The sequence below is a fragment of the Flavobacterium piscisymbiosum genome, assembly GCF_020905295.1.
GTDB classification, from domain to species: Bacteria; Bacteroidota; Bacteroidia; order Flavobacteriales; family Flavobacteriaceae; genus Flavobacterium; species Flavobacterium piscisymbiosum.
In genome coordinates this window covers 5,680,164-5,694,837 of the sequence record NZ_JAJJMM010000001.1, presented here as the reverse complement: position 1 = coordinate 5,694,837, position 14,674 = coordinate 5,680,164, and the positions used below count along the sequence as shown (strand labels likewise).

The window sequence follows — 14,674 nt, the reverse complement described above, 5'->3', positions numbered from 1 at the left end:
GGACAAATGTCCTCGAAATTATTGCGTGATTTCTTTTCGAATCCGGCTGAGTGTTCTACGGGTTACACCAAGATAGCTGGCGATATCATTTACGGAAGCTTTGTTTAGAATCGATGGCTCCTCTTTTAATAAACGGAGATATTTTTCTTTAGCTGTCTCATTGCAAAGAACACTGGCATACTGTTCCATTACCATGTATTGTCGCTCAGCAATTATCCTCCCGATATTCTGCCAAACTGAACTTTTTTGATAAAGATTTTGTAAATCACGGTAATCAATAACCAAAAGCTCAGTATCTTCGATAGCCTGAATAGATAGTTCTGAAGGCTGTTGGGAAACAAAACTTTTATAAGATGTTGTTAAGTTGTTTTGGGTACAGAAGCAAGAAGTTACTTCCTCAGATTTTTCATTAAGATAATAATTTCGGAGTGTTCCTTTTTTTATAAAAGCCACTTCATGACATATTTTGCCCTGCACTGCAAAATAACTGTTTTTAGGTAAACTACGGACTTTAAAATATTGGCTGTAATTTTCAAATTCCTGATCGCTGACAGGAGTAAGACTATTCAAAAATAATTTAAAATTTTCCATGAATGATTTTATTGCGGCAGTTTTTAATATGCTTTTCGAAGCATAAGTGCGTAAACGTTTGGTAGTGGACTTTCTTCAATAGCCATCGCAGTTTTTTCAACATCATAGTCTACTCTTATGAATTCTACCTGTACACCTTCTTTTTTTGAGAGATTACTGCTTTTGTCCATAGTCAGTACTGCATAACAGCATTTAGGATTTCCGTCCTTTGGTTTTCCTACTGATCCTGCATTAATAGCATGGAAATAACTGCCTTTTTTATTCGGGTTTTCTAAAACTCTATGATAAGGCTTGTGCGAATGGCCACAAATAATAATGTCAGCGATGGAGTCAAGAAAAATAGCAGTAAAATCATTTTCCTTTTTATCCTCAAGCAAATATTCGGTATTGCTGTAAGGACTGCCGTGTACCATTAAGATCTTGATTAGTTTATCCGTTGTCTGAAATTCTAGTTTAATATGGGCAGGAAGAGCAGAAAGATATTTAATCTGCTCTTTGCCCACTATTTGATATGCATAACTTTCTGAGTCATTAGAACCCTCATTATGTATTTCTACAGCTTTAACATCATGATTTCCTGCCAGAGTCGGAATATGTCTTTTACGAATTTCATTTATCACGGCGTTAGGACATAAATTATAACCTACCAAATCTCCTAGGCAGTAAACAGCGTCAATATTCTGCTGTTCGATACTTTTTAAGGTTTGTTCCAGTGCCGGAAAATTGGCATGTATATCCGATATTATTGCAATTCTCATCTTTTAGAAATTAGTATTGGAAACTATGCTGTTTTTAAATAATACTTCTTTCTGAACCAGAAAGCAACATTAACCAGTGCAATGAGCGCCGGAACTTCTACTAATGGCCCTATAACTCCTGCAAATGCCTGACCGCTGTTTATGCCAAAGACACCAATGGCTACTGCAATAGCAAGCTCAAAATTATTACCGGTAGCCGTAAAAGCTATAGCAGTCGCTTTCGAATAGTCAGCACCAAAATATTTTCCAACAAAGAAGCTGATGATAAACATGATGGTAAAATATATTACCAATGGAACTGCGATACGAACAACATCCATAGGAATATGGACAATAAGCTCCCCTTTAAGGCTGAACATCACTATGATTGTAAAAAGCAACGATATAAGTGTAATAGGAGAAATAAATGGTACGTATTTAGTTTCAAACCACTCAGAACCTTTCAGGGCAATAAGAGCATAACGGCTTATGATTCCAAGAGCAAAAGGAATTCCTAAATATATCCCCACGCTTTCGGCGATCTGGCCAATACTGATGTTAACTTCAAATCCATTATAGCCAAAGTAGGGAGGAAGAACAGTTATGAAGATATAAGCATATACACTATAAAGCAGAACCTGAAAAATGCTGTTAAGTGCAATAAGGCCTGCAGCATATTCCCTGTTTCCATCTGCCAAATCATTCCAAACGACAACCATTGCAATACAACGGGCCAAACCTATCAGAATGACACCGATCATATATTCAGGATAGCCATTTAAAAAAAGCAAGGCTAGTAAAAACATTAAAATTGGTCCAACAACCCAATTTAAAAATAAAGAGGCTCCCAGGATTTTTGTGTTTCTAAAAACTTGTCCCATTTGCTCGTATTTCACTTTGGCAAGAGGGGGGTACATCATAAGAATAAGTCCAATAGCCAAAGGAATATTAGTTGTCCCGCTTGAGAATGAATTTATAAAATTACCACTGGACGGAATGAAATATCCTATTGCTACGCCAAGAGCCATAGCCAGGAAAATCCAGAGGGTTAAAAATCTATCCAGGAAACCTAATTTTTTGCGTCCTGCGGCATGCGCACAGTTATTTACTGACATTTTTATTGTTTGATTTGTGAGAATACATAAAACATTTCAGTCCCAATCTGAAGGCTTCGCTCCAGATATACTTCTTTTTGCTGTGCTGTGCCGTCTGAAACTTTTGGATCTTCAAAAGTAATCGGTATACGCTTTTCGGCACCTGCAATAAAAGGACAGCCTCCATCAGCCTGTGAACAGGTCATTATAGCAACAAATTCACTCTCGGGATTAAAATCATCATCATAGGTTTTAGAAAAACCGATAACGGGTAGTTCATTTGCTGAAAATTTTATAGAGTAAACCGGGTTTTGACTTTCAGAAATAGTTTTAACTTTAAATCCATTGCGTTGCAGGGTTTCGGCTACCATTGGGAAAAGTGCAGTAGCTTCTGTACCTCCTGAATAGCAGGAAACATTCTGTACATTATAATGTGCAGCAGCAGTCTGTGCCCAGACCTGGGACAAGTGACTTCTTCTGGAATTATGTGTGCAGATCAGATTAAGTCTAATCGGCAGTTTGTTGTCGACTTTATTTTGAATATAGTCCACTAATGGCTGCAGTATAGTTTTACGATCTTCTGAAATCTGATTAAAATCAAATGAGTTTAGGGTGTTTTTTATTTCAGTAAATAACATAGTTTTTGTCTGGTATTTATAATAGATGTTTAATTGTCATTAAAAATTAACAACAGCCTGATCCAGGTGCGCATGAACTTGCAATATCAGCATTTAATTGAGATAATTTTACTTTTGATTTGTCGGACGGGATTCCACATTGCTCCTGAGCCAAACATGCAGTCTGTTTATTTAATAGAATAAAGTTTTTGCCATTAAAATCAAGATCATATTTACCGATTGTGGTATCCTGATATTCAACTTCAATTTCATGGTCTTCAATGCCTAAAACCTTTTCTGAAAGTTCAATTATATGAATCAATTTTTGTGGTTTAAGTCTGTGTTCATAATCATTAGCATCCCAAAGCTGAAAGTTTACAACAGTTTCTTTTCTTACTGTTCCGCCACAATCAATAAAGTTTTTAGTAATTAGACCAACTTCTGTTACATGGAAATATTCCGGAACAAAATTTCCGTTTGGCAATTCAAAATTTACAGCGTCAACTGTTTTTAATACTTCTTTAATTTCTGAAAGTTTCATAATTTATGTGTTTTAAAAATTTATAATATTTTTTTGCAGCGGTGGTAATAACTATGATTAAGCAATTATTGCTGCTATTGTATTTTTAAGTAAATATTTATTTAATTAATTAATTTGCTTCTTCTTTCCAAAAGGACGTTATCTCTCCAGATTCCATTTTGCTTCCCGATCTTTTCGCGAATGCCTAAGATCCTGAATCCGGCTTTTTCATGAATACGCAGACTTGCTGTATTTTCAGGAAATATACCAGCCTGAAGCGTCCATATGCCTTCAGCTTCACTTAAATGAACAAGCTCGTTTAAAAGTAAAAGACCAATTCCTTTGCCTGACTGTTCAGGATCAACATACACGCTGACTTCAGCTACGCCTGCATATACACACCGTGAAGAGACTGGTGTTAGTGCTGCCCAGCCTAGAAGCTGCTCATCTTTTTCTGCAACAACTCTGCAGGAGGCCAGATGTGATGCATTCCAATCTTCCCATGAAGGACTACTGGTCTGAAAAGTAGCATTGCCAGTATTTATGCCTTTTTCATATATCAAGCTAACCTGTTCCCAATCAACTGCTAACAAATTTCTTATTTCCATCTTTTTTCCATCTTTATAAAATTAACAGCACTCGTTTCTCTTTTTTTCCAAATGAGTGGTGATATGTTCGAAAAAGCCTTTTATTTTTTCTAATCCAGGTTCATTAATGCAATAACAAATAGAGTTACCATCAATGCTTCCTTTTATTAAACCAGCATTTTTAAGTTCCTTAAGATGCTGGGATACTGTAGGCTGGGATAGTGGTAATTCATTAACTATATCTCCGCAGATACAAGTGTCTACTTTTAATAAATATTCCATAATAGCAATTCGGGCTGGATGTCCTAATGCTTTAGCCAAAACAGCAAGTTCGTTTTGACTGTCTGTAAAATAATCTGTTTTTGTAGCTCCCATTGTTTTATATTTATATTGCAATATTACGATATTAATTTTATAAATAAAAATAATTCTAATTAAATAATTTGAGAACAATTAAAGAAGAAAGCCTTTAAACTCGTATGTTTAAAGGCTATATGAGGCTTTTTTGCAATTTTAGTTATGGATTTAAAAAGAGGTCAAGTCTAAATATCTAATATAGAAAACCTGTTTAAACCTAAATAGAGTCGCTGATTAAGCCTATCGTATTATGTTAATTTTAATATTTAAAGCCTCGTCCTACATTACAAAACGGGTATATAGATTAATATCATTACAGGAAGTGAATTAAGATCAATTACATAAGGTATTAATTTGCCATCGCTTCACAAGCTTCCGCACATTTGCGACAAGCTTCCGCACATTCCTTACAGTGACCCATGCCCATTGCGGCATGTTTTTCACATTCCTCGGCACAGGCCTTACAGATTTCTGCGCATTCAGCACATAAATGGGAGGCATGTTCGCCTCCAATACTCATAAGGTTTGCGGCGGCAAAACATACCACTGAACATTGCCTGTCGAGCTGTATGCATCTTGCAAGCATTTTTATATCGTCTTCATTCAGACATTCCGTTGCGCAGTTGTTGCACGCTATACCGCAAGCCAGACAGGCTTCGATACAATTTCTAAATTTCTGATCCATAATTTATTTATTTTGTATTAAAAGTTATTCATACTGAATTAATTTGCTACAAGCCAGTTGCCAAAATCAATTATTTCCTGGGTCTGCATTTCTACCATCATATTCGCCATTGCTTTGAGTTCTGCGTTTTTTCCATGATGTAGATAAGCCGATGCATTATCGAGTGCACTTTGGTGATGGACAATCATTAGTATGGCAAAATCATGGTCCGTATTTCCGGTGATTAATTGCGTGTCAGCAGTAATTCCCATTTTGTCCATTGATTTCATAAGCTCCATAGCAAAAGCATTATCGGTTTCATCAGCTGGCATGCCATTTATAATTGCTTTCATATGCTCTATTTCCTGCTGTTGGGTATCAATCACATCTTGTGCCATTGCCATAATCTGGGCATCAGTACCATTTTTCAGTTCATAATTAGCCATATCTATAGCACCTTGATGGTGCATAATCATCATATTGGCAAAATCCAGATCTGGATCTTTGCTCATGGTCATTGCGTCCATTTGATCCATCATTGTGTGCATTTTATTCATCAATATGTTTTTATCATGCTCCTGAGGATGTATTCCGTTATCTTCATCATTTGAACAAGAGCCAACTATTAGCCCAATTACTATCAAGGTTGTGAATGCTGCTTTTTTCATAATTTTCACAGTTATAAATTATACTAAAGCTAAAATAATTATACCATTTGTCCTTTATTTATAAAATTTAGCCCAAGTTTTACATTATTATTACTACTGCACTCAGGCATCGAGCGTTTGAATGATACTAGGCAACATAAACCGTTAATAATTCAAAGTGAATCCGGCCCCAAAACCCATATCGCTGTCATAATGTGAGGAAAGTGATCCCCATCTGGTTACTATGTAACGAAGCCCCGCCATATATTCCTTATCTGTATTCCACATTAAATTCATTCGAAGCCTTTTAGAAACTGGAATGTCCTTACGTTCAAACTGTAGTCTGACTTTACCGTCTGTGAAAACTTCAGCCTGTGCTACTATTAACATAGGAAGGGTATAGTTGACCCCTAGACTCGCCACTGCACGTTTATCTTTAGTATTTTTTTGTCCAAAGAGATTTCTTTCCTGTTCATCTTCTCCCATTTTTCTATATCTCCAGTCAAATCCTATAAATGGCATTAGCCATTGCATTTTTCCAATATAGCGTCCAATATGTGTTTCAGTTTCATAGCCATGCATATCATTGTAGCCTAATCTCCATTCGGTCCCTATACTCCAGCGTGTCCCCTGATACATTGCTTCGCCATCGTTTCCATTAGTAGCAAAATCGTTTTCAGCCATGAAATGGAATTCTCTATCATCAGCAAACAATTTTCGCTGAGCCAGTTTAGGGTCTGGTATTTCTGGATTTGGAGGTGAATCTTCATAAGAAAAAATTCTGCCCATACCAGCCATCATATGGTAGAGAATGTGACAGTGGAAAAACCAGTCGCCACCATCTTCGCTTGCGGCGAATTCAATAATATCTGTTTCCATTGGCATGATGTCGATGATGTTTTTCAATGGCGCAAAATCACCTTGCCCATTGATTACCCTGAAATCATGTCCATGCAAATGCATTGGATGCCGCATCATTGAATTATTATGCAGAATAATACGTAAAATTTCTCCCTTCTTGATCAGTATTTTATCAGCTTCGGAAACGACCTTGTTATCCAGGCTCCACACATAACGATTCATATTTCCCGTAAGCTCGAATTTGAGTTCTCTTACGGGAGCATCTTTTGACAATGCCGTGTTTGTAGGAGATCTTAGCATAGCATAATTTAATGTGACAATATCGGCAAGGGCATTGGCATTGTACTTATTTTCCATATTGTGCATATCGTGCATTTTATCTGGGGCATCCAATTTGGTTTCTTCTTTGTCCATCTCCATTGGCATGTCTTTGCTTCCTTTTGTTTGTGGGCCTGTAATTTCAGGGTACATTACCGAATTCATGTCCATCTGATTCAGCGACATCTTCATCCCCATATCATTTAGGTCTCCATTCATTTTCATCATACCGTTCATCATTTGCATCCCTTCAAAGTATTTCAGTTTTGGTAAAGGGGAGGCGAGCAGTTTAATGCCATTTCCAATGTAGAGAGAAGCCGATTTTGTCCGGTCTTCCGGTGTTGCCAAAAATTCATAAGATGTGTTTTCTGCCGGAATGCTCAGGACAACATCATAGGTTTCAGAAACTGCAATTAGCAGACGGTCTACTTCAACAGGCTCAACATCATTACCATCACTGGCCACTACTGTAATTTTGCCTCCGGCATAGGTAAGCCAAAAATTACTGGATGCACCGCCATTAGAGACGCGTAATCTTACCTTATCACCGGTTTTGAACTGCGAAAGCTGGCTTTCGTTTTTCCCGTTAATTAAAAATTTCTCATAATAGACATCGCTTACATCCATAGCGTTCATACGCTTCCACTCATTGAGGACCTTGGTTTTTAAATAGCCTTGTTTTATAGCTTCGCCATAACTTTGGGTCGTGCCTTTTTTTATCGCAAACCAATCGGAGGCATTATGGAGCATTCTATGAACGTTCTCCGGGTTGATATCGGTCCATTCGCTCAGCACAATCGGAATTGTGGGAAGATCGTCTATTCCCTGGCGGAAATTCGGATCGGAGTTTCGTTTGTTCATCACAAAAGATCCATACATTCCTATTTGTTCCTGCAATCCCGAGTGGCTATGATACCAATGGGTCCCATGCTGCCTGATGGGAAAAGAATATTTGTAGGTACTGTGCGCTTTTATCGGCATTTGGGTAAGGTTAGGCACTCCATCTTCTTTATTGGGTAGAAACAAACCATGCCAGTGTAATGAGGTTTCTTCGTCAAGTTCATTATGGACATAAATTTCTGCGGTATCACCTTCTGTAAAGGTTAACGTAGGCATTGGTATCTGGCCATTTACCGCTATTGCTCTTTTTGATTTCCCTGAAAAATTTACCACCGTATCGCGAACATATAAATCGTACCTTACAACTTTAGGTGGCTCATCATTTATCATCATTTTTTTTACTGGGGGATCTACTGTTTTCTTTTCCATGTTTGTCATGTCATGCGCCTGGTGACTGTCGACCTTATCCGTAGCGGAAGATTTACCCTTTTTAGGCATTTCCTCTTTAACAGGAGTTGCAGCTTTAGGTTTTGTGCCTGCTTTCGGCTGAGTTGTTTTAGCCTTTGCTTTTACTAATGTCATGCCGCATTTTGGGCATTTTCCCGGTTTGGATTCATGGATATCGGGATGCATTGGACAGGTATAGGTAGTGGGATTTGACTCTTCTTTTGCTGGCTTTTTATCCATTTGCATTGTTTTCATGTCCTGGGCCTGAATTAAAACAGGAAGCATGATAAATACGAGTATTGTCAGTATATTTTTCATATTGTTTTTTAATAAATATTACTGTATTATTTTTTTTTCATCTCTTTCAACTTGGCTTTCATCTGTGCAATTTCATTCTGTTGAGCTTTTATAATGTCTTGGGCAAGCTGGCTTACTTCCGGATCTTGAAGAGAAGCCTCTTTAGCCATCAGGATTGCTGCTGCATGGTGTGGTATCATTGATTTTAAGAATTGTTTATCATCAACAGTTGCCTGCTGTCTGATGCAGGAAAAAAAAAGGATTGCAGCAAGGCTGCCTGTGGTAAGTAATACCAGGTTCCATTTTTTATTCATATACATACTGCCCATTACAATAATCTCAATTATGAGCATTGGCATAGTCATTAGTGCTGCCATGTAAAATTGGTTTATATTAGGAATGACATTAGCAAAAATATCGACCATTGAATACATTAGGACGTACATAGAAATAAATGACAATACGATCATAAGAGCTAATTTTTTGTACATTTTGGAGTTTACCTCTTTTGAATGTTGCTGTGTTGCGTGTTCCATTTTCATATTTTTTAGCTTTAAAAATTATTTTGATTAATCGATTTCCCAGCAAAACAAGTCTAATGTGCTACAACATAGTATTGGCTTTAATGACAGGGATTCTTTCTGTGCCTGTATTTTTCAATAGGATATTGTAACAGCAGTTATTTATTTGCTTTTAAGTAATAATTCCCATTCTATGATTTGTTTTTTTAATTTTTCGGCACTTTTCATTTTTTTCTTCTCCGCGATGACTAGAGCTTTTTTTGCGGCTGCAATAGCATTGGGGTAATCCTTTAGGCCTACAGATAGTTTTTGTCTCAAGCTGGGATAATAAAAATTTTCCGGATCTAATTTTTCAGCTTCAATTAGCCAGGCTATGGCCTGATTACTATCTCGGTTGGTAGAGGAATAATAATTTGCAGCCTGAAATAATAAATTGGCATCGTGGCTCTTCTCTTTGATGATATAGGTATCAATTAGGGCTAAAATTTCTTTGTCAGCTTTGCTTTTCATTGGTATTTTAACCATGGTATTTTCCCATTCTATTTTAAGGAAACCTTCCCCTTTACTATTGATATCGTTTAATTCGATAGTAAAAGTTTCGTAAAAATTAGTCGTTTTTTCTGTGGGAACGCTAAAACGCATAACATCTTTTTTCTCATCATAGCCAGTTTCTCCATGTAAAGTAATATCACTATTTATGATGATAGTCCACTCATTTTCAGAAGGAATTGAAAATATAGAATAGGTTCCTGTTTTTAAAATATTTTCTCCAAAGGTGATGTCCTCATTAGTACTGATGGTCGTGCAGTCACTGGCACCTGTTCGCCATAGTTTACCAAAGGGCACCAATTCACCAAATATTTTTCGTTCTCTTGCCAAGGGTCTGCTATAGGCCATTTTAATTGTTGAACTTCCGATTTCTTGTTGAAATGATGCCGAAGGACTTGCAGGAGTGAGTTTAATTTGAACTTTTTCTTGTGCAAAAATTAATAATGATTGCATAATAATGAAGCTCAGTAGAATTATTTTTTTCATAATTTTTTAATTTTAATTTTAAATTGATTTTGATATTTTTTCCATTATTGAATGGTCTGTTCCAAACTTGCAAATCGCATCGCAATTAGCTCTTAGTTCAGAAAACAGGATGTATTTTATATTCATTTTAGAATTTTTTATAACAGGTCTATTTAGCTGCAGAACTACATCCTTTTCACGGTTATTTGGAATAATAATATAAAAAACTTCTTGACCGCTTGATAGGGTGAAGTATAGGTCAGATAACCGCAGTATGCCTGAGTAGATACTGGTGCTCTTTTCCACTTCAAAGGCTCCTATAATTTTATTTGTACCTTTTTTGAACCAGAGTACATCAATAAGCTTGATCGTATTTTGAGTATCCTTGTCTGTAGGCAGCTCAGGGAATTTTCCAAGTGAAATAAAGGAGAAATTTTGTCCATTAAATGATTTGTTTTTATCATTGCTTGCCGGGGTAACATCGAACCCCAGAGAAATGCCTATTTTTAGCAGATGGTATTGCATCTCACTATGCAGATTTTCCTCCAGTTTTTCTTCGAGTATTTCTTTTTGACGCTTGTGTACGTTTTTTTCGAATCTTGAACGTTCTGCCTCGCTTAAATACTCATCGTTACCGATTAGCATTTTCTGAGTTCCAATTTCAAAACACAATCCTGCAATGGCACCCAAATCATTTGACAGCTGAGATTTATGCAAAGTGTTAGTTTCCATCAAAGTTTCTCTTATTTTAAGATATTCTGTCCAACTTCCCAATTTTTTTTTGTCTTTAAAAAGAAAATTAAAACCATTGAGAATAGCAGTGTTGAATGGCGGGAACCAGGTTGGGTGTATAAAATATAAAATACTGGCAACCGCAGGTCCTAATCCTTTAATTTTTAATTCATCGAGTTTTATGATTTCTTTTACAACCTGTTCTTCAGACTTGGCATTGATACAATTTTCAAGGAATTGACCGAAAGCCAATTTATTGTTTTGATTTTCATAGATATCGGGAATGCGCAATTTGGGTTTCCAATAAAACGGATGGGAAACACCTGCAAAGACTTGTTTTTGTTCAGCAATGCAACTCAGAACAAATTCTAAGCTGCTTTCTTTAAAATCATTAGGAAAGGTTTTCTTTTTAATATCCTCAATGACTTGTAAAACACCTCGTCTTATAGTCCGAAATGCCTTTAACCGTTGGTTGTTATCTATAAACCAGGTATTATAGACACTTTCGTTATCGTTTTTATACTGCAGAATAATTTGTCCTAGATTGGTCATTTGTTTTTATAATAAATTATTATTCTTTAGAGTTTTAAGCTTCTCAATCGCAATGCATTGACAATAACAGATACCGAGCTAAAACTCATTGCCAGGGCAGCAATCATAGGAGAAAGTAATATTCCGAAAAACGGATATAAAACTCCCGCAGCAACTGGTACGCCTAAGACATTATAAATAAAAGCAAAGAATAGGTTTTGCTTGATGTTGCGCATTACAGCGTGGCTCAAATTTTTTGCTTTTACAATTCCTTGCAAATCTCCTTTTACCAAAGTAATCTTGGCACTTTCTATCGCAACATCTGTTCCTGTTCCCATCGCAATGCCAATGTCCGATTGTGCCAAAGCTGGCGCATCGTTTATACCATCTCCTGCCATAGCAACAACTTTTCCTTCAGCTTGTAATTTCTCTATTACTTTTAATTTGTCTTCTGGTAAACAACCTGCTTGGAAAGAGGTTAAATGCAAATCTTCGGCAACAGCTTTGGCAGTATTTGCATTATCTCCCGTCAGCATGATCACTTCAACTCCTTGACGCATTAATTCTTTTATAGCAGCAGCACTGGTTTCTTTTATAGCATCGGTTATCGTTACAAATCCCACTACGTTCTTATCTACAGCGATATAAGAAACTGTTTTTCCTAGTTTTTGTTCGGCAATAATTTTCTCTTCAATTGTGGCAGAAATAGATGCGCCTACTTGCTCCATTAATTTTTTATTCCCTAATGCGATCTTTTTATCAATAGCAGTTCCAATAACTCCTTTTCCTGCAATATTTTCAAAATCATCGACTTTCGTTAAAGAGACATTTTTAGCTTTTGCAAATTTCACCACGGCTTGTGCCAAAGGGTGTTCGCTATACTGATTTAAAGATGCAATGTATTGCAGCAGTTCATCTTCTGAATATTGTAATGCAACAATTTTTTCTACCGAAGGTTTCCCTTCTGTAATTGTTCCTGTTTTATCAGTAATCAGAACATTTACCTTATTCATTTTTTCTAAAGCTTCAGCATTTTTTATCAGAATTCCCGATTGAGCGCCTTTTCCAACTCCTACCATTACAGACATGGGCGTTGCCAATCCTAAAGCACAAGGACAGGCAATAATCAATACCGCAATGCCATTTATAAACCCATAGACCAATGCCGGTTCGGGACCAAATTTTGCCCAAATGAAAAAGGTAAGAATGGAAATTACAACAACAATTGGTACAAAATATTTAGCAATACTATCGGCTAGTTTTTGAATTGGTGCTCTGGAACGGCTTGCATTATTAACCATTTGTATAATTTGCGAAAGCAAGGTTTCCGAACCAACTTTTTCGGCAATCATTATAAATGATTTGTTTCCGTTTATAGTTCCGGAAGACACCATATCGCCTATTTTTTTATCTACAGGAATTGGTTCACCTGTAATCATCGATTCGTCTATTGTACTTTCACCATCGGTTATTTTCCCATCCACAGGAATTTTATCTCCGGGTTTTACCCGTAATAAATCACCTTTTTTTATATCATGGATTGAGATTACTTTATCACCGCCATCAATTACCAAAGTAGCTTCGGTAGGAGCCAATTTTAATAATTCTTTTATCGCACCACTGGTTTGACTGTGCGCCCTGGCTTCAAGCAATTGTCCTAACAAAACCAAAGTTAGAATGACTGTTGTGGCCTCGAAGTATAATAGTACTGTTCCGTGTTCGGTCTTAAATTCACTTGGAAAAATGTCTGGAAAAAACATTCCAACTAAACTAAATAAAAATGCCACTCCTGTACCAATTCCGATAAGGGTAAACATATTTAAATTCCATGTGATTATTGATTTCCATGCTCGTACAAAAAATACCCAGCAGGCATAAAAGACAACAGGCAGTGATAAAATAAGCTGTACCCAATTCCATTTAGCCGCATCCATTAGTTGAAGTAGAGGATTGTTGTGTGCCATTTCTATCATGGCAATGGCGAAAATAGGAACTGTAAATACAACCGCTATTTTCATTTTCTTAACCAAACGCTTATAAATCCTTTGCTCTTCGCTTTCGCTTGGCTGCATTGGTATTAGATCCATCCCGCAAATAGGACATGATCCAGGAGCATTGGTTATAATTTCCGGATGCATAGAGCATGTGTATTGCTGCACCTGCACAGCGGCGGGTTCTTGTACCAAATGCATTCCGCATACAGGACAATCTCCCGGTTTATCATACATTTTATCGCCTTCACAATGCATCGGGCAATAGTATTTTCCACCCGCATCATTATGAGGCACAGCTAACTTTTTATGATCATGATCGTTAGCAGTACTACAGCATGATTTCTCAGCTGTTTTTTCTTGCGAATGAGTAGTGTGGGTCATTTCAATAGTGTACTTTCCAACTGCAGCCAATGCTTCCTGCAGTTGCTCGGTCGCAATATGTTTTTCCATTATAATGGTTGCCAATGGGGGATCTAGTGTGACATTTGCCTTTACTCCCTCCACCGCATTTAATGTTTTTTCGACTTTTGTACGACATCCATCGCAAGTCATTCCCGATATTGTATAGGTGTGTGTCATAAGGTTGTTTTATTTATAGTTCAGAAGCGTTATTTGCTTAATATATAGAAAGTTAGTGTTTTTTTTTAGTAAACGTTTGATTTTAATTTACTTAAAATGACTTGTTGTTCATCAGCTGTTACAGCCTATTGTTAAACACTGAAAAATAATTACAAATAATTATGTATTTAGATTCTAATTATTTAATGATTTCTTTCACCTCACCACACTTGAGCATTTTTTCTCCAAAATAAGGATTACGCACTTCTTTGGTAGAACTAATCCATACGGCTCCTTTATTGTCGAAAGCCATTGGACAATATTCAACGTATAGTTCAGCCTCGGCCATTCCTGCTTTTTTTAGCAAGACAACCATTTCATTACTTAGTTTAGAATAAGCAGCCCGCTGCTTTTCGATATCAGGAGCTGAAACGATTGATGCAGCGCTTGCTGCAAGATTACTGTTGTTGCTGATTTTCCGTGCTCCCGCTTCAATCGCATTGGCCGCCAGTTTTGCTTCCGCGAGATTATCTTGGGTAAGGGCTACAGTTAAATGGGCATACTGGCCGTATATCGCGTTTAAGACATCATCGTTTATCCTGATTTCGGCTTCCTTTGAAATTGGGACAGAAGTTTCACTATCCTTAGGATTCTCTTGCTTTTTGTTTTCATTATTACCGCAGGCAATAAGTAAGAAGATTGATAATATTGGAATTCCTATTTTGATTATTTTTTTCATTGTCTGTT

15 protein-coding genes are annotated in these 14,674 nt (G+C 36.8%); all 15 read right to left on the bottom strand.

Annotated elements, in window-relative coordinates:
• Nucleotides 1–18: 18 nt before the first annotated feature.
• On the bottom strand, nucleotides 19–591 hold the full coding sequence (locus LNP81_RS23950) for a Crp/Fnr family transcriptional regulator (RefSeq protein ID WP_230039754.1): 573 nt from the start codon (nucleotides 589–591) through the stop codon (nucleotides 19–21).
• 23 nt (nucleotides 592–614) lie between these two features.
• Entirely contained in the window at nucleotides 615–1,349 is a 735-nt protein-coding gene (locus LNP81_RS23945) for a metallophosphoesterase family protein (RefSeq protein ID WP_230039753.1), read from the bottom strand.
• A 23-nt stretch (nucleotides 1,350–1,372) separates the two neighbouring features.
• Entirely contained in the window at nucleotides 1,373–2,443 is a 1,071-nt protein-coding gene (gene arsB, locus LNP81_RS23940) for an ACR3 family arsenite efflux transporter (RefSeq protein ID WP_230039752.1), read from the bottom strand.
• Between the two features lie 2 nt (nucleotides 2,444–2,445).
• Complete coding sequence (locus LNP81_RS23935) at nucleotides 2,446–3,060, bottom strand: arsenate-mycothiol transferase ArsC (protein WP_072973577.1); 615 nt, start codon at nucleotides 3,058–3,060, stop codon at nucleotides 2,446–2,448.
• A gap of 46 nt (nucleotides 3,061–3,106) precedes the next feature.
• Nucleotides 3,107–3,580 carry a DUF6428 family protein gene (locus LNP81_RS23930; RefSeq protein WP_230039751.1) on the bottom strand — a complete coding sequence of 158 codons (474 nt, stop codon included), beginning with the start codon at nucleotides 3,578–3,580 and terminating at the stop codon, nucleotides 3,107–3,109.
• Nucleotides 3,581–3,681: 101 nt separating this feature from the next.
• Entirely contained in the window at nucleotides 3,682–4,167 is a 486-nt protein-coding gene (locus LNP81_RS23925) for a GNAT family N-acetyltransferase (protein WP_230039750.1), read from the bottom strand.
• Nucleotides 4,168–4,188: 21 nt separating this feature from the next.
• The gene (locus LNP81_RS23920; RefSeq protein WP_072973580.1) at nucleotides 4,189–4,521 is read right to left on the bottom strand and encodes an ArsR/SmtB family transcription factor; all 333 of its coding nucleotides are present in this window, start codon (nucleotides 4,519–4,521) and stop codon (nucleotides 4,189–4,191) included.
• Between the two features lie 331 nt (nucleotides 4,522–4,852).
• Entirely contained in the window at nucleotides 4,853–5,188 is a 336-nt protein-coding gene (locus LNP81_RS27570) for a four-helix bundle copper-binding protein (RefSeq protein ID WP_487318662.1), read from the bottom strand.
• A gap of 38 nt (nucleotides 5,189–5,226) precedes the next feature.
• Nucleotides 5,227–5,835, bottom strand: coding sequence for a DUF305 domain-containing protein (locus LNP81_RS23910; protein WP_160374881.1), 609 nt, complete (start codon nucleotides 5,833–5,835; stop codon nucleotides 5,227–5,229).
• Nucleotides 5,836–5,979: 144 nt separating this feature from the next.
• Nucleotides 5,980–8,598, bottom strand: coding sequence for a multicopper oxidase domain-containing protein (locus LNP81_RS23905; protein ID WP_230039749.1), 2,619 nt, complete (start codon nucleotides 8,596–8,598; stop codon nucleotides 5,980–5,982).
• 26 nt (nucleotides 8,599–8,624) lie between these two features.
• Complete coding sequence (locus LNP81_RS23900) at nucleotides 8,625–9,113, bottom strand: DUF305 domain-containing protein (RefSeq protein WP_230039748.1); 489 nt, start codon at nucleotides 9,111–9,113, stop codon at nucleotides 8,625–8,627.
• A gap of 147 nt (nucleotides 9,114–9,260) precedes the next feature.
• Complete coding sequence (locus LNP81_RS23895) at nucleotides 9,261–10,133, bottom strand: DUF2911 domain-containing protein (protein ID WP_230039747.1); 873 nt, start codon at nucleotides 10,131–10,133, stop codon at nucleotides 9,261–9,263.
• An 18-nt stretch (nucleotides 10,134–10,151) separates the two neighbouring features.
• Nucleotides 10,152–11,396, bottom strand: a complete 1,245-nt coding sequence (locus LNP81_RS23890; protein WP_230039746.1) for a hypothetical protein — start codon at nucleotides 11,394–11,396, stop codon at nucleotides 10,152–10,154.
• A 26-nt stretch (nucleotides 11,397–11,422) separates the two neighbouring features.
• Nucleotides 11,423–13,948, bottom strand: a complete 2,526-nt coding sequence (locus tag LNP81_RS23885) for a heavy metal translocating P-type ATPase (RefSeq protein WP_230039745.1) — start codon at nucleotides 13,946–13,948, stop codon at nucleotides 11,423–11,425.
• Between the two features lie 178 nt (nucleotides 13,949–14,126).
• Nucleotides 14,127–14,666 carry a DUF3347 domain-containing protein gene (locus tag LNP81_RS23880; protein WP_230039744.1) on the bottom strand — a complete coding sequence of 180 codons (540 nt, stop codon included), beginning with the start codon at nucleotides 14,664–14,666 and terminating at the stop codon, nucleotides 14,127–14,129.
• Nucleotides 14,667–14,674: the final 8 nt, after the last annotated feature.